Genomic DNA, 14,312 nt, shown 5'->3' with positions numbered 1-14,312 from the left:
GGAAGGTCTATTCGGTCGAGACGACGCGCAGCTGCCTGGCCCGGGTCAGGATCGAGTTCTCCAGGTCGGTGGCCATGCGCGGATCAACCCGGACATCGACCCAGTTGCCGCCGGAATCGCGGGCCTGCTTGAACAGCGACACCTTGACGCCGTCGGCGCGGAGCGTGCGGTCCATGATGAAGACGTTGACCTTGTAGCGCTCGTTGGGCGTCTCGGGCAGCTGGTACCAATCGGTGATGATGGTGCCGCCGAAGGCGTCGGCCGTGGTGATGGGCATGAACGAGATGGTGTCGAGCGAGGCCCGCCACAGGAAGGCGTTGACGCCGATGCCGGCTCCCTCGCCTTCCGGCTTGGACTTGCCGAACAATCCCTCCGGCCCGAAGATGGTTTCACGCTTCTCGTTGGACATGCGAGGCGCGTTCTGATTCTTCTCGTAGGTCGGATAGATGGCCTCGGTCTTGTCGCAGGCCGACAGCGAGATCGCGGCGCCGAAGGCGGCAAGGGTGGCGACGGCGGCGAAATTCTTCCTCATCATGTCACTTTTCATCCCGCCGCATCCCCGCAGGAAACGGCCTGTTGGCGCACGAAAGGCCCGCGAAACCGACAAACCGATTCCGCCGGCCGAGAATGCAACGAGACACCCCCCGGCGGCAAGCGTGGAATCCGACATCCCCAGGCAAAACGCCACCCGGCCGATGCAAGGGCGCCGGCCGGGTGGTCCGATCGGATGGATGAGCGCCGGGACGCGGGCCGCTACAGCGCCTCGGCGTTGCTTTCGCCGGTACGGATGCGGAAGGCCTGCTGGATGTCGGAGACGAAGATCTTGCCGTCGCCGATCTTGCCGGTGCGGGCGGCGGTCTGGATGGCCTCCACCACGCGATCGGCGAGATCGTCGTTGACGGCGACCTCGATCTTCACCTTGGGCAGGAAGTTCACCACGTATTCGGCGCCGCGATAGATTTCGGTCTGTCCCTTCTGGCGGCCGAATCCCTTGACCTCGCTCACGGTCAGGCCCTGCACCCCAAGCGGCGTGAGCGCCTCGCGGACTTCGTCCAGCTTGAAGGGCTTGATGATGGCCATGATCAGCTTCATCTGTCGTCCCCATTGAATTCCAAGGGTCCGTTCCGGCGCGGAAATGCCGCCTGACTGAGGGCGGACCGGATTGTGGACCACGGTTGATCGGTTGCAAGCCGCCTTGCGCTTCTTCCGCCCCCCTTCCCTTTCAAGGACCGTGCCGCGCCGCGCCGGCGGCCGCGCCGGCTGGTCTTCCCAGCGTTTCCGCCGTTTCGTCCGCCGACGGGACGAAGCATCTGCCTTAATATTAGGCGACAATCGCCCAGCCTGCCTGTTTCCTGCGCTACGCCATCGACATATGCGTTTCATGCATATCTGTCATGCGAAAGCTATGGCTGGGAACCTGCCCCGGCCGCACCAGATTCCAAAAAGGACGGCCGAGACTGCAACGGTCTGGCCGGTGGGGTCGGTCTCCCCTGCCACCCCACGCTCCTCACGGAGCCAATAGAGCGCCCGGTTACCCCCCTGACCGGGCGCTCTTTTCGTGCTATCGGCGGCCTGCTTATTCTCGGACATGGGGGATTGCCGCCTTGCGCCTCGTCACCTGGAACATCAATTCGATCCGCCTGCGCATCGATCATCTGCGGCGGCTGGTCTCCTTCATGTCCCCCGACCTGATCTGCCTTCAGGAGATCAAGGTGGAAGACGCCTTGTTTCCACTGGCCGAGTGCCGCGAGCTGGGCTATCCCCACGTCGCCTTCCACGGCATGAAGGGCTATAACGGCGTCGCCATCCTGTCCCGCCTGCCCATCGCCGAGATCCGGACGCCGTCGTGGTGCGGACGCGACGACCGCCGCCATCTGGTGGCGGTGCTCGAAGACGGCGTCCAGGTCCACAGCCTCTACGTTCCGGCCGGCGGCGACATTCCCGACCCCGAGGCCAACGACAAGTTCGCCCACAAGCTGGAGTTCGTCCGAGAAGTCGCCGCCTGGTTCAAAGGCTCGGTCCGCCCCGCCGACAAGGTGATCGTCGCCGGTGACTTCAATATCGCGCCGCTGGAAACCGACGTGTGGTCGCACAAGCAATTGCTGCGCGTGGTCAGCCACACCCCGGCGGAGGTGGACCTGCTGAACGCCCTGCAAGCCTCGGTGCCGTTCGTCGACGCGGTGCGCCATTTCGTGCCGCCGTCCGAGCGCCTGTTCACCTGGTGGAGCTATCGCTCGCCCGACTGGCGGAAGAACGATCGCGGCCGCCGGCTCGACCATGTCTGGGTGACGCCGGCTCTGGCGGCCGGCCTGCGCGCCGCCCTGGTGGCGCGGGAAGTCCGCTCGTGGGTCCAGCCATCCGATCATGTGCCGGTGATGGTGGACGTGGAGCTATAGCAGGGCGAGGCGGTAGCCGCCGCTTTCGGTCACCAGCAGGCCGGCGGCGGCCGGCTCCGATTCGATCTTGCGACGCAGCCGGTAGATATGGGTTTCCAGGGTGTGGGTGGCGATGGCGGCGGAATAGCCCCACACCTCCTCCAGCAGAATCTCGCGCGGCACCACCTGCCCGTTCGCCCGGCCGAGCCGATCCAGGATGGCCGCCTCCTTGCCGGTAAGGCGGACACCGCCGCCGCCGGCCCGGCTCAAGAGGCGCCGTTCGGCCTGGAACAGCCAGGGACCGAGGCGCAACCCGGCCGGCGCGGGCCGGCGGGCCAGCAATTCGGCGACACGGGCGGCCAGCCCCCCCAGCCGCAGGGGCTTGGCCAGCACCGCGTCGGCGACGCAGCCGGGAGGCGCGCCCCCCGGACCGCACAGCAGCAGCAGCGGCGCGGCCACGCCGGCCTCGCGCAGGATGCGGCAGGAATCGGGCGCAAGGCCGTCCTGGTCGATCACCACCACATCGTGGCCGATGGCCGTGGCCGGGACCTCGGCCACCGAACCGGCCTCGGTCACCGCCAGTCCGGCCGGGCCGCCCAGATGCTCGGCCACGGTCTGGCGCAGCATCGGGTCGGCGATGATCAGGAGAATGCGGGATGAGCCGCCCATGAACCCCGTCCCCCATCGGAAGCGGTATGACGGCATCACCATATCGCATGGGGCGGCGACGGCATAGACACCCACTGCCCAAGGCCCTTTTGCCCCTGGCGGAAAGCCTGTATGGTTCGGCCCTCGTTTCGCCCCAGCCCCTGGAACATCGTCCGTGACCCGGCATCTCGACATCGCCCCCCGACCGGAAACGCCAGCTCCCCAGCCCCTGATCACGGTGGACCGCGCCATCGCCGAACTGCGCCGGGGCGGTCTGGTCCTGGTGCGCGATTCCGGCGCCGCCGTGCTGATGCTGGCCGCCGAGGCGGTGGCGGACGAAACCCTGGCGCGGCTGGCCTCGGCCTCGGGCGGCACGCCGGTCCTGCTGCTGACCGGGCGGCGCGCCGGCGTCCTTGGCCTGACCGAGGCCGAATCCGGGGTCTACCGAATCAGCGGCAAGACTGGTTTCGATACGAAAACGATAGCCTTCCTCGCCGATCCCTGCGCCCGCTCGCTGGGAATCCCCGATCTGTCCGGGCTTGATGTCGAACCGGCGGCCGGACTTGGTCCGGCGGCGGTGTCGCTGGCCAAGCTGTCGCGGCTGCTGCCGGCGGCGGTGATCGCCGCGACCGGACTTCCCCCCGCCGACGTCATCGCGGTCGAGGCCGCCGACATCGCCGCCTACCAGACCACCGCCGCCCGCAGCCTGCGTCAGGTCAGCGAGGCCCGGGTACCGCTGGAAAACGCTGAAAACGCCCGCATCGTCGCCTTCCGCCCGTCGGACGGCGGCATCGAGCACCTCGCCATCGTCATCGGCGATCCCGATCCGGACCAGCCGGTGCTGACGCGGCTGCACTCCGAATGCTTCACCGGCGACCTGCTGGGGTCGTTGCGCTGCGATTGCGGCGACCAGCTGCGCGGCGCCATCGCCGAGATCGCCCAGGCCGGCAGCGGCGTATTGCTCTATCTCGCCCAGGAAGGACGCGGCATCGGCCTGGTCAACAAGTTGCGCGCCTATCAGTTGCAGGACGAGGGCTTCGACACCCTGGACGCCAATCTGCAACTGGGCTTCGACGACGACGAGAGAGTCTATCTGCCGGCGGCGCAGATGCTGCGCCTGCTGGGAATCGGCGGCGTGCGGCTGCTGACCAACAATCCCGGCAAGGTCGAGGCGCTGGCCCGCCACGGCATCCAGGTCGCCGAGCGGGTGCCGCACGTCTTTCCGTCCAACGACCACAATCGCGGCTATCTGGCCACCAAGGCCAGCCGCGGCGGACATCTATTCTAGAAAACCGCCGATGGCCGCCAGCCCGGCGGCCGATCCCCCGGGCAGCCGCCTTGCGCCGCGCCCGTCGACGCCGCCCAGCGCGATCACCGCCAGCCGGGCGGCGCGGCTCCACAACCCGAAACGGACCGGCCCGATCGGCGTCGCCCCCGCATGGCTGCGGGTGGCGAAGGCCGGCGACAGCAGCGCCGAATCGGCCCCCAGCCGGGCGGCGCGGCCCAGGGCGCTCCGGGAATGGCAGGCCACGCTCAGCAGCAGATTCCGCCGTCTCAGCCAGCCCAGGGCGGGGGCGAGGACGCCGTGGCGGGCCAGTCCCTCCGGCAGATGCAGGCCGTCGGCCCCCAGCCGCGCCGCCAGCCGCCAGTCGCCGGCCACCAGCAGCACCAGCCGGCGGCGCCGCGCCAGGGCGGCGACCGATCGGGCGAGATCCTGGCGGTCTGGCGACCGGTAATGGCGCAGCAGCACGCCGGCGCCGGGCGGCAGACGCATCATCGCCGGCAGCGGGTCGGGCAGCCGGACCTCGTCGGTGACCAGCAGCAGCGCCGGCCCCCGCCAGCGGCGATGGCGGGATGCGTTGAGGGAACGGGCGGCGTTTGCTAGGGTCATGTCAGGAAGTATAGAGGAGCATTCCCGATCTTGTCCGCCATCACCGCCGCCCTGGCCGCCGTCAAGGCCCGCATCGCCGAGGCGGCGGTAGCCGCCGGCCGCGACCCCGCCGCCGTCGCCCTGGTGGCGGTCGGCAAGACCCATCCCGCCGAGGCGGTGGCCGAGGCCGTCGCCGCCGGCCAGCGGATATTCGGCGAGAACCGGGTGCAGGAGGCCAAGGCCAAGTTTCCCGCCCTCAAGGCGGCCCATCCCGACCTGGAACTGCACCTGATCGGGCCGTTGCAAAGCAACAAGGTACGCGACGCGGTGGCCCTGTTCGACGTGATCGAGACGGTGGACCGGCCCAAGCTGGCCCGCGCCCTGGCCGACGAGATCGCCCGCTCGGGCCGCTCGCCCCGCGTGCTGGTCCAGGTCAATACCGGCCGCGAACCGCAGAAGGCGGGGGTGGACCCGGATCAGGCCGACGCCCTGGTGGCGCTGTGCCGCGACGTCTACCGATTGCGGGTCGAGGGGCTGATGTGCATTCCCCCAGACGGGGACGACCCCGATCCGCATTTCCGCCTGCTGGCCGAAATCGCCGCCCGCAACGGCCTGACGCTGCTCAGCATGGGCATGAGCGGCGATTATCCCCGGGCGGTGGCCCTGGGCGCCACCCATGTCCGGGTGGGCTCGGCCATTTTCGGCCACCGGGACCGAGCCCAGGTGACAGTGTGAAGAATCCGGGCTAAGAATTCCTCCCATGAAACAGGTCATCCAGAGCGCCAGAACCGGCAAGCTGAGCTTGCGCGACGTGCCCGAGCCCCGGGTCCGGTCCGGCCATCTGCTGGTGGCCAGCCGGGCGTCCCTGATCAGCGCCGGCACCGAGCGCATGGTGATCGATTTCGCCCGCAAAAGCTTGGCCGGCAAGGCGAAGGAGCGGCCCGACCTGGTGCGCAAGGTCATCGACAAGGCCCGGCGCGACGGCATCTTGTCCACCTTCAAGGCGGTGATGGCGCGGCTGGACGAGCCGCTGCCGCTGGGCTATTCCGCCGCCGGCCAGGTGGTGGCGGTGGGCGCCGGCCTCGAAGGCGCCTTCCGGGTCGGCCAAAGGGTGGCCATGGCCGGGGCCGGACTGGCCAACCATGCCGAACTGAACGTGGTGCCGCGCAATCTGGCCGCCGCCATTCCCGATGGCGTTCCGGACGAGCACGCCGCCTTCGGCACCGTCGGCGCCATCGCCATGGCCGGCATCCGCTCGCTGTCGGCGCAGCTGGGCGATGTGACGGCGGTGCTGGGCGTCGGCCTGATCGGCCAACTGGCGGTGCAATTGCTGGCCTTGCAGGGCGCCCGCGTCGTCGCCATCGATACCAATCCGCAACGGTTGGCCCTGGCCAAGACCCTGGGGGCCGAACTGACCTGGATTTTAGGCGAGCCCGGCCTGGCCGAGGCGGTTGCCGCCCTGTCCGGCGGCATCGGCTGCGATTCCGTCCTGATCGCGGCGGCCACTGAATCCTCCGATCCGCTGGACCTGGCCGCCGAACTGGCCCGCGACCGCGCCCGCGTGGTGCTGGTGGGCAAGACCGGCACCACCTTCGACTACGCCGCCTTCATGAAGAAGGAGCTGAGCTTGACGGTATCGCGCTCCTACGGCCCCGGCCGCTACGACGACGATTTCGAGGGGCGCGGCGTCAAATATCCGGTGGGCTGGGTGCGCTGGACCGAGACCGAGAATCTGCGGGAAGTGGTGCGCCTGATGGACCCGGCCCTGCCGCGCCGGCTCGACGTCGGCGCCCTGATCAGCCATCGTTTCGACTTCGGACAGGCCGAGACCGCCTATCGGCTGGTCACCGCCGGAACCGAACCCCATCTCGGCGTGGTGCTGACCTACGGCGGGGCCGCCGAGACCCGGCCGACCGGAATCTTCCCCGCGCCGCGCGGCAAGGCCGGCGCCTGCGTGCTCGGCGTGATCGGCGCCGGCAATTTCGCCCGCACCGTGCTGCTGCCCGAGCTGGCGCGGCTGCCAGGGGTGGAGATGCGCACCATCTGCACCCAGCGCGGCGCCAGCGCCGAGCACGGCCAGCAGACCTTCGGCTTCGCCAGCGCCACCACCGACATGGATTCGGTGCTGAACGATCCCGCCATCAACGCCGTGCTGGTGGCGACCCGCCACGCCAACCACGCCGAGATGGTGGCCCGCGTGCTGGCGGCCGGCAAGTCGGTGCTGGTGGAAAAGCCGCTGGCGCTGGATCGCGGGCAGCTGGAGCAGGTGAGCGCCGCCCGCGAGGGTTCGGCCGGCTTCTTCCTGGTGGGATTCAACCGCCGCTTCGCCCCCATGACCGTCAAGGCCCGCGCCCATCTGGCCCGCCACGCCGGCCCCAAGGTGCTGGTGCTCCGCGTCAACGCCGGAGCGCTGCCGGCGGAAAGCTGGGTCAATGCGGCGGAAGAGGGCGGCGGCCGCATCCTGGGCGAGCTGTGCCATTTCATCGACCTCGCCCGCGTCCTGGTGGCCTCACCCATCGCCACGGTGCAGGCCGATGCCGCCCGGGTGACCCATGGCGGCTGTGACGATCTGGCGGTAACCTTGACCTTCCAGGACGGCTCGCTGGCCACCATCGTCTACACCGCCCAGGGCGATTCGGCCCACAGCAAGGAACGCTTCGAGTGTTTTGCCGGCGGAACGGTTGTCGCCATCGACAATTTCCTGACCCTGTCGGTGACCGAGGCCGGCAAGACCCGGGTGGAAAAGGCGTTGGGCCAGGACAAGGGCCACCGCGCCGAACTGGAAGCCTTCGTCGGGGCGGTTCGGACCGGCGGACCGGCCCCGGCCGACGAGACCGAGCTGATGGAAACCAGCCTCGCCACCATCGCCGTGCTGGATTCCCTGCGCGACGGCGGGCGGGTCCGGGTAACCGGCGAGCCATGACCGCAACGGCCCTCGCCGTCGGCCTGGCATCGTTCGCCCTCAGCGTGGCCGCCACCCGCGTCGTCCTGGCGTGGCTGCGGCACCGCCAGATTCTCGACCATCCCAACGAACGCTCCAGCCACACCCTGCCGACGCCGCGCGGCGGCGGGCTGGCGGTGACGCCGGTGGTGGCCGTAATGCTGATCCTGCTGGCCTACCGGACCCCCGGCTATCCCGCCGTGCTGGCCGCCGGCGCCCTGATCTTGATGGCGGTGTCGTGGCTGGACGACCGCAGGGGACTGGCGCCATTGCCCCGCTTCCTGATGCAGGCGGTGGTGATCGCCGCCTATCTGCTGGGGCTGGAGCCGGAACAGATGGTGTTCCAGGGCGGGGTGCCGCTGTGGGCCGACCGGCTGCTGACCGGCCTGGGCTGGCTGTGGTTCGTCAATCTGTTCAATTTCATGGACGGCATCGACGGCATCACCGGAATCGAGACCGCCGCCATCGGCCTGGGGCTGGCCGCCCTTGGCGCCGCCACCACGCCGCAGGCCCTGGCGGTGGCGGGAGCCGGCCTCGGCTTCCTGGTGTGGAACTGGCATCCCGCCCGCATCTTCCTGGGCGATTCCGGCAGCATTCCGCTGGGCTTCGTCCTGGGCGGGCTGCTGATTCACCTGGCCTGCGCCGGCCAGCTGGCCGCCGCCCTGATCCTGCCGGCCTATTACCTGGCCGACGCCTCCATCACCTTGCTGTGGCGCCTCAGGGACGGCGAGAGGATCTGGCAGGCGCATCGCCGCCATTTCTACCAGCGCGCCGTCAGGGGCGGGCGCAGCCATGCCCAGGTGGCCCTGGCCATCCTGGGCGGCAACATCCTGCTGATCGGCTGCGCCGTGCTGGCGGCACGGGTCGACGCCGCCGCCGGGTCGCTGGCCGCCCTGGCGGTGGTGGCCGCGATGCTGACCCTGCTGACCCGCTGGGCCGGAGGAATCCTGCGATGACCGTCCTCGTGACCGGTGCCAGCGGATTCGTCGGCCGGCCGCTGTGCCGCCGGCTGGCCGAGCTTGGCCTTCCGGTCGCCGGCGCCGCCCGGCCCGGCGCCCGCCTGCCCGACGGCATCGAATCGCGCCGGGTCGCCGGCCTGTCGCCCACCACCAACTGGAGCGCGGCCCTGGCCGGAATGTCGGCGGTGGTGCATCTGGCCGCCCGCGTTCATGTCATGCACGACCGCGCCGCCGACCCCCTGGCGGAGTTCCGCGCCGCCAACGTGGCCGGCACCCTGCGGCTGGCCGAGCAGGCGGCAGAGGCCGGAATCCGCCATCTGGTGTTCATGAGCAGCATCAAGGCCAACGGCGAGGAGACCCACGCCGCCCCCTTCGGTCCCGACGGGGCGGCGCCGGTCGATCCCTACGGCGTCTCCAAGCTGGAAGCCGAACGGGGCCTGGCCGGCATCGCCGCCCGCACCGGCATGGCAGTGACGGTGCTGCGGCCGCCGCTGGTCCACGGCCCTGGCGTCAAGGGCAATTTCCGCGCCCTGATCGATCTGGTGGCGCGCGGCGTGCCGCTGCCGCTGGGGCTGGTCGACAACCGCCGCTCGCTGATCGGGCTGGACAATCTGGTGGACGCCATCCGCGCCTGCCTGGAGGCGCCGCCGGCGGCCGGCGGCTTTCGCGTCTATACTCTATGCGATAGCGAAACGGTTTCGACGCCCGAGCTGATCCGCCGCATCGGCGCCGCCCTGGGCCGGCCGGCCCGGCTGCTGCCGGTGCCGGTGGCGCTGCTGCGGCTGGCCGGAACCCTGACCGGCAAGAGCGCCGCCATCCAGCGGGTCACCGCGTCGCTGGAAGTCAGCGGCGCCGCCATCGCCGCCGACCTCGGCTGGAATCCGCCGCGAACGCTGAACCAGGGCCTCGCCGCCATCGCCGGCTGGTGGCGCGACAAGGAGATGTCCCCATGACCAAGGTCGTGCCCGTCATTCTGTCCGGCGGCGCCGGAACCCGGCTGTGGCCGCTGTCGCGCGAGCTGATGCCCAAGCAATTGCTGAAGCTGACCGGCGAACGCACCTTGTTGCAGGAAACCGCCCAGCGCCTGGACCTTGCTCCGGTGGTGGTATGCAATCACGAACACCGCTTCGTGGTGGCCGAACAGCTGCGCGAGGTCGATATCGAGGCCCGCGCCGTGGTGATCGAGCCGATGGGACGCAACACCGCCCCGGCGGCGGCGGTGGCGGCGCTGATGCTGGCCGCCGACGACCCCGGGGCGCTGATGCTGCTGATGCCGTCGGATCACCTGATCGCCGACGTGCCCGCCTTTCGCCGCGCCGTCGAGGCGGCGGTGCCGCTGGCCGAGGCCGGCCGGCTGGTCACCTTCGGCATCCGGCCCACCGGCCCCAATACCGGTTACGGCTACATCAAGGCCGGCGCGCCGCTGCCCGGCGGCAACGCGGTGGAACGTTTCGTCGAGAAGCCCGACCTGGCCACCGCCCAGGCCTATCTGGAATCCGGGGAATACACCTGGAACAGCGGCATCTTCCTGCTGCCGGCGGGAATGTTCCTGGCCGAGCTGGAGACCCATGCCCCCGGCATGGTGGCCGGCTGCCGCGCCGCCCTCGACCGGGGACGCGGAGATCTGTTCTTCTTCCGTCTCGACGACGAGGCCTTCGCCGGCATCGAAAGCCGGTCCATCGATTACGCGGTGATGGAGCGGTCCGACAAGGTGGCGGTGGTGCCGGTGGAGATGGGCTGGTCGGACATCGGCTCGTTCTCGGCGCTGTGGCAGGAATCGCCCCGGGATTCCGCCGGCAACGTGGTCAGGGGCGACGTCCTGGTGCTGGATTCCGCCGATTGCTATCTGCGCAGCCAGGATCATCTGGTCGCCGTGGTCGGCTGCCGCGACCTGGTTGTGGTGGCGACCGACGACGCGGTACTGGTGGCCGACAAGTCCCGCGACCAGGAGGTCAAGGCGGTGGTCGAGGCGCTGAAGCGCGGTGGCCGTCCCGAGGCGACCCAGGGCAGCCGGGGCTGGCGGCCGTGGGGCTGGTTCCAGACCATCGAGCAGGGCGAGCGCTTCAAGGTCAAGCACATCCATGTCGATCCGGGGGCGAAACTGTCGCTGCAAAAGCACTGGCACCGGTCGGAACACTGGGTGGTGGTCAAGGGCACCGCCATGGTCACCTGCGGCGACCGCTCGTTCGTGCTGCGCGAGAACGAATCCACCTTCATTCCGGCCGGCACGCCGCACCGGCTGGAAAACCCCGGCAAGGTGCCGCTGCGCCTGATCGAGGTCCAGTCGGGCGAATACGTGGGCGAGGACGATATCGTCCGCCTGGAAGACGCCTATGGCCGGGGAGCGGAATAGGGCGGGCCGCGCTCCCCGGTCCGGCCGTCAGGCGGTGGTGTCGATATTGGCGCCGGCCGGTTTGGGACCGCCCTTGGACACCCCCACCAGGGCCGGGCGCAAAAGACGGTCGTGGATGGTGTAGCCGGCCTGCATCACCAGCACCACGGTCCCCTCCGGCTGGCTGGCGTCCTCCATCTCCATCATGGCCTGATGCAGGTTGGGGTCGAAGCGCTCGCCCTGGGCCGCCACCGGCCGGATGCCATAGCGCTCGAAGGTGGCCAGCAGATCCCGCTCGGTCATCTCGACGCCGACCGCCAGGGCATCGACGCCCTCGTTGGCCTGGCGCAGGTCGGCCGGCAAGGCGTCCAGGGCGCGGCGCAGATTGTCGGCCACCGCCAGCACGTCCTTGGCGAAATTGCCGACGGCGTACTTGCCGCGATCCTCGGCCTGCTGCTCCAGCCGGCGGCGCACGTTCTCGGTGTCGGCGCGAGCGTAGAGCACGTCGTTCTTCAACTTGGCCAGTTCGGCCTCCAGCTCGGCCATCCGGTCGGCGGCGGGCTGCTCCGCCAGAGCCTCGGCGGGAGCGGCCTCGGCCGCCGGAGTGGTTTCCACCGGCTGTTCGCTGGTCTGGTCCTGGGTCATGGTATGCTGCCTTCAGTCTCTCAAGGTTGTCCGATAAGACGGCCGATCACCTTGGCGGTGTAATCGACCATGGGAATGATGCGGGCGTAGTTGATGCGCTGCGGCCCGATCACCCCGATGGCGCCGACGATGCGTTCGCGGGAATCGCGATAGGGCGCCACGATCATCGAGCAGCCGGTGACGCCGAACAGTTCGTTCTCGGCCCCGATGAAGATCTGGACGCCGTCGGCGGTCTGGGTCAGATCCACCAGCCGCAGGAACTGTTCCGAGGTTTCCAGCGCCTCGAACAGGGTGCGGATGCGCTCCAGATCCTCGACGGCGGTAACGTCTTCCAGCAGGTGCGACTGGCCGCGCACGATCAGCGCCCCCTTGTCGTCGCCGCCGGCCCAGGTGGCCAGCCCGGCCTCGACCACCCGTTGCGTCAGCGAATCGAGCTGGGAGCGGTGCTGCTCCAGCTCGGCCACGATCTCGTCCTTGACCTCGTCCAGGGTGCGCCCCGCCAGCCGGGCGTTGAGAAAGTTGCCGGCCTCGATCAGGGTCGACATCTCGACCCCGCCCGGCAGGTCGACGATGCGGTTTTCCACCATGCCGTCCTCGGTGACCAGCACCACCAGGGCGCGATGACGGCCCAGCCAGACGAATTCCACATGTTTCAGTACCCGCTGGACCTTGGGCGCCACCACCACGCCGGCACAGCGCGCCAGACCCGAGAGGGCGCTCAGCGCCTCGGTCAGCGCCTGTTCCATGCTCTTGCCGGCGGCGTGGCACTGGGCGTCGATGCGCGAGCGCTCGTCCTCGGCCATGCGGCCCACCTCCAGCAGGCCGTTGACGAACAGCCGCATCCCCGCCTGGGTCGGCAGCCGCCCGGCCGAGGTGTGCGGCGCGTAGAGCAGCCCGTAATCCTCCAGGTCAGCCATGACGTTGCGGATGGTGGCGGGCGACAGCGCCTGGGTCAGGCGCTGCGACACGGTGCGCGAGCCGATGGGCTCGCCCGTGGCCACATAGGCCTCGACGATCTTTCGGAATACCTCGCGCGAGCGCTCGTTCAGCTCGGTGATGACGGGAGCCTTGCCGCGGACCATGTCGTTCCTCTTCGAGTGCGGCCAATATCTAGTGCCGCCTTGGAGACAGCGCAAGGCAAACAGACGAGGCGGATATGGACGGCGGGGCCATGGCGGGTTAGGGTGCCCGCCCGAACCCGCCACAGGAATCCGAGTCCCCATGAGACCCTCCGGCCGCGCTCCCGACCAGCTTCGCACCGTCATCCTCGAAACCGGCGTGTCGCGCCATGCCGAGGGATCGTGCCTCGCCCGCTTCGGCGACACCCACGTCCTGTGCACCGCCTCCATCGAGGAGCGGGTGCCGCCCTTCCTGCGCAATACCGGCAAGGGCTGGGTCACCGCCGAATACGGCATGCTGCCGCGCTCGACCCATACCCGCACCGACCGCGAGGCCGCCAAGGGCAAGCAATCGGGCCGCACCCACGAGATTCAGCGCCTGATCGGCCGGTCGTTGCGTTCGGTTACCGATCTCGTCGCCATGGGCGAACGCCAGATCAAGGTCGATTGCGACGTGCTCCAGGCCGATGGCGGCACCCGCACCGCCTCGATCACCGGCGCCTTCGTGGCGCTGCACCTCGCCTTCGGCAAGCTGGTGGCCGACGGCGCCCTCAAGGCCGTGCCGCTGACCGATCACGTCGCCGCCGTCTCCTGCGGCATCTACGAGGGCGTCGCGGTGCTGGACCTGGATTACCCCGAGGATTCCGGCGCCCAGGCCGATTCCAATTTCGTGCTGACCGGCCAGGGCGGCATCGTCGAGGTCCAGGGTACCGCCGAGGAGCGCCCGTTCAGCCACGCCCAGTTCCTGGAACTGCTGGCCCTGGCCGACAAGGGCGTCGGCGAGCTGGTGATGCTTCAGAAAAAGGCGCTGGGGCTGGCATGACCGCGCGCCGGTTCCAGGGCGGAACCCTGGTCATCGCCAGCCACAATGCCGGCAAGGTCCGCGAGATCGGCGAATTGCTGGCCCCCTTCGGCGTCCAGGTGATCTCGGCCGGCGAACTGGGCTTGGCCGAGCCCGAGGAAACCGGCGAGACCTTCGCCGCCAATGCCGAGCTGAAGGCCCATGCCGCCGCCAGGGCCGCCAGCCTGCCGGCCCTGGCCGACGATTCCGGACTGGCGGTCGATGCCCTGGCCGGCGCGCCCGGCATCTATTCCGCCCGCTGGGCCGGGCCGGACAAGGATTTCTCCCGCGCCATGGCCAAGGTCAACCAGGCGCTGGGCAACGAAGCCGACCGCCGCGCCCGCTTCGTCTGCGCCCTGTCGCTGGCCTGGCCCGACGGCCATTGCGAGACCTTCGAGGGCACGGTCGAGGGCGAGATCGTCTGGCCGCCGCGAGGCGACGGGGGATTCGGCTACGATCCCATCTTCCTGCCCATCGCCGGCACCCTGACCTTCGGCGAGATGGAGGCCGGCGCCAAGCACGCCATCAGCCACCGCGCCGACGCCTTCCGCAAGCTGGTCGCCGCCTGCTTCGGGGGATAAGC

15 protein-coding genes are annotated in these 14,312 nt (G+C 69.7%); 9 read left to right on the top strand and 6 right to left on the bottom strand.

What is annotated here, in order from left to right; all coding sequences use genetic code 11:
• Nucleotides 1-7 precede the first annotated feature (7 nt).
• Both MTBSS4_RS19835 and MTBSS4_RS19830 read right to left on the bottom strand, forming a co-directional pair.
• The gene (locus MTBSS4_RS19835) at nt 8-535 is read right to left on the bottom strand and encodes a DUF3576 domain-containing protein (RefSeq protein WP_173985092.1); all 528 of its coding nucleotides are present in this window, start codon (nt 533-535) and stop codon (nt 8-10) included.
• 218 nt (nt 536-753) lie between these two features.
• On the bottom strand, nt 754-1,092 hold the full coding sequence (locus tag MTBSS4_RS19830; RefSeq protein WP_173985091.1) for a P-II family nitrogen regulator: 339 nt from the start codon (nt 1,090-1,092) through the stop codon (nt 754-756).
• Nucleotides 1,093-1,604: 512 nt separating this feature from the next.
• On the opposite strand from MTBSS4_RS19830, the gene MTBSS4_RS19825 reads away from it, so the two are divergent.
• Nucleotides 1,605-2,396 carry an exodeoxyribonuclease III gene (locus MTBSS4_RS19825; protein ID WP_254432671.1) on the top strand — a complete coding sequence of 264 codons (792 nt, stop codon included), beginning with the start codon at nt 1,605-1,607 and terminating at the stop codon, nt 2,394-2,396.
• On the opposite strand, the gene MTBSS4_RS19820 is transcribed toward MTBSS4_RS19825, so the two are convergent.
• Nucleotides 2,391-3,044: a response regulator transcription factor gene (locus tag MTBSS4_RS19820; RefSeq protein WP_173985089.1), complete on the bottom strand. Its 654-nt coding sequence runs from the start codon at nt 3,042-3,044 to the stop codon at nt 2,391-2,393. The genes MTBSS4_RS19825 and MTBSS4_RS19820 overlap by 6 nt on opposite strands.
• Before the next feature lie 154 nt (nt 3,045-3,198).
• Between MTBSS4_RS19820 and ribA the strand changes: the two genes are divergently transcribed.
• Nucleotides 3,199-4,311, top strand: a complete 1,113-nt coding sequence (gene ribA / locus MTBSS4_RS19815) for a GTP cyclohydrolase II (RefSeq protein ID WP_173985088.1) — start codon at nt 3,199-3,201, stop codon at nt 4,309-4,311.
• Here the strand turns inward: ribA and MTBSS4_RS19810 are convergent.
• Nucleotides 4,303-4,914, bottom strand: coding sequence for a thiamine phosphate synthase (locus MTBSS4_RS19810; RefSeq protein WP_173985087.1), 612 nt, complete (start codon nt 4,912-4,914; stop codon nt 4,303-4,305). The genes ribA and MTBSS4_RS19810 overlap by 9 nt on opposite strands.
• A gap of 30 nt (nt 4,915-4,944) precedes the next feature.
• Between MTBSS4_RS19810 and MTBSS4_RS19805 the strand changes: the two genes are divergently transcribed.
• Genes MTBSS4_RS19805 through MTBSS4_RS19785 form a run of 5 tightly spaced genes read left to right on the top strand, consistent with a single transcriptional unit; the run spans nt 4,945 to nt 11,146 of the window.
• A complete protein-coding gene (locus tag MTBSS4_RS19805) occupies nt 4,945-5,628 on the top strand; it encodes a YggS family pyridoxal phosphate-dependent enzyme (protein WP_173985086.1) in 684 nt (227 codons plus the stop codon).
• Between the two features lie 25 nt (nt 5,629-5,653).
• Entirely contained in the window at nt 5,654-7,816 is a 2,163-nt protein-coding gene (locus tag MTBSS4_RS19800; protein ID WP_173985085.1) for a bi-domain-containing oxidoreductase, read from the top strand.
• The gene (locus MTBSS4_RS19795; RefSeq protein ID WP_173985084.1) at nt 7,813-8,790 is read left to right on the top strand and encodes a glycosyltransferase family 4 protein; all 978 of its coding nucleotides are present in this window, start codon (nt 7,813-7,815) and stop codon (nt 8,788-8,790) included. Before MTBSS4_RS19800 ends, MTBSS4_RS19795 begins: the two co-directional genes overlap by 4 nt.
• Nucleotides 8,787-9,746 carry an NAD-dependent epimerase/dehydratase family protein gene (locus MTBSS4_RS19790; protein ID WP_173985083.1) on the top strand — a complete coding sequence of 320 codons (960 nt, stop codon included), beginning with the start codon at nt 8,787-8,789 and terminating at the stop codon, nt 9,744-9,746. The genes MTBSS4_RS19795 and MTBSS4_RS19790 overlap by 4 nt, the downstream gene beginning before the upstream one ends.
• Entirely contained in the window at nt 9,743-11,146 is a 1,404-nt protein-coding gene (locus MTBSS4_RS19785) for a mannose-1-phosphate guanylyltransferase/mannose-6-phosphate isomerase (RefSeq protein WP_173985082.1), read from the top strand. The genes MTBSS4_RS19790 and MTBSS4_RS19785 overlap by 4 nt, the downstream gene beginning before the upstream one ends.
• A 27-nt stretch (nt 11,147-11,173) precedes the next feature.
• Here the strand turns inward: MTBSS4_RS19785 and grpE are convergent, their stop codons facing one another.
• Both grpE and hrcA read right to left on the bottom strand, forming a co-directional pair.
• Nucleotides 11,174-11,770 carry a nucleotide exchange factor GrpE gene (gene grpE, locus MTBSS4_RS19780; protein WP_173985081.1) on the bottom strand — a complete coding sequence of 199 codons (597 nt, stop codon included), beginning with the start codon at nt 11,768-11,770 and terminating at the stop codon, nt 11,174-11,176.
• Between the two features lie 20 nt (nt 11,771-11,790).
• Nucleotides 11,791-12,852, bottom strand: coding sequence for a heat-inducible transcriptional repressor HrcA (gene hrcA, locus MTBSS4_RS19775; protein ID WP_173985080.1), 1,062 nt, complete (start codon nt 12,850-12,852; stop codon nt 11,791-11,793).
• A gap of 139 nt (nt 12,853-12,991) precedes the next feature.
• On the opposite strand from hrcA, the gene rph reads away from it, so the two are divergent.
• Complete coding sequence (gene rph, locus MTBSS4_RS19770; protein ID WP_173985079.1) at nt 12,992-13,711, top strand: ribonuclease PH; 720 nt, start codon at nt 12,992-12,994, stop codon at nt 13,709-13,711.
• On the top strand, nt 13,708-14,310 hold the full coding sequence (gene rdgB / locus MTBSS4_RS19765) for an RdgB/HAM1 family non-canonical purine NTP pyrophosphatase (protein ID WP_173985078.1): 603 nt from the start codon (nt 13,708-13,710) through the stop codon (nt 14,308-14,310). The genes rph and rdgB overlap by 4 nt, the downstream gene beginning before the upstream one ends.
• The last annotated feature ends 2 nt before the right edge of the window (nt 14,311-14,312 follow it).

Origin of the sequence: Magnetospirillum sp. SS-4, from assembly GCF_902729425.1 — a bacterium.
Classification (GTDB): Bacteria; Pseudomonadota; Alphaproteobacteria; order Rhodospirillales; family Magnetospirillaceae; genus Phaeospirillum.
Note: the sequence above shows the minus strand (reverse complement) of the source record. Positions and strands in the feature narration are given on the sequence as shown.

What these genes read in the sequence shown, in the direction of transcription:
- MTBSS4_RS19810 (WP_173985087.1), bottom strand. Translation starts at nt 4,914, where the DNA reads ATGACCCTAGCAAACGCCGCCCGTTCCCTCAACGCATCCCGCCATCGC.
- MTBSS4_RS19790 (WP_173985083.1), top strand. Translation starts at nt 8,787, where the DNA reads ATGACCGTCCTCGTGACCGGTGCCAGCGGATTCGTCGGCCGGCCGCTG.
- MTBSS4_RS19835 (WP_173985092.1), bottom strand. Translation starts at nt 535, where the DNA reads ATGATGAGGAAGAATTTCGCCGCCGTCGCCACCCTTGCCGCCTTCGGC.
- hrcA (WP_173985080.1), bottom strand. Translation starts at nt 12,852, where the DNA reads ATGGTCCGCGGCAAGGCTCCCGTCATCACCGAGCTGAACGAGCGCTCG.
- grpE (WP_173985081.1), bottom strand. Translation starts at nt 11,770, where the DNA reads ATGACCCAGGACCAGACCAGCGAACAGCCGGTGGAAACCACTCCGGCG.
- MTBSS4_RS19830 (WP_173985091.1), bottom strand. Translation starts at nt 1,092, where the DNA reads ATGAAGCTGATCATGGCCATCATCAAGCCCTTCAAGCTGGACGAAGTC.
- MTBSS4_RS19785 (WP_173985082.1), top strand. Translation starts at nt 9,743, where the DNA reads ATGACCAAGGTCGTGCCCGTCATTCTGTCCGGCGGCGCCGGAACCCGG.
- MTBSS4_RS19820 (WP_173985089.1), bottom strand. Translation starts at nt 3,044, where the DNA reads ATGGGCGGCTCATCCCGCATTCTCCTGATCATCGCCGACCCGATGCTG.
- rdgB (WP_173985078.1), top strand. Translation starts at nt 13,708, where the DNA reads ATGACCGCGCGCCGGTTCCAGGGCGGAACCCTGGTCATCGCCAGCCAC.
- MTBSS4_RS19800 (WP_173985085.1), top strand. Translation starts at nt 5,654, where the DNA reads ATGAAACAGGTCATCCAGAGCGCCAGAACCGGCAAGCTGAGCTTGCGC.
- MTBSS4_RS19795 (WP_173985084.1), top strand. Translation starts at nt 7,813, where the DNA reads ATGACCGCAACGGCCCTCGCCGTCGGCCTGGCATCGTTCGCCCTCAGC.
- rph (WP_173985079.1), top strand. Translation starts at nt 12,992, where the DNA reads ATGAGACCCTCCGGCCGCGCTCCCGACCAGCTTCGCACCGTCATCCTC.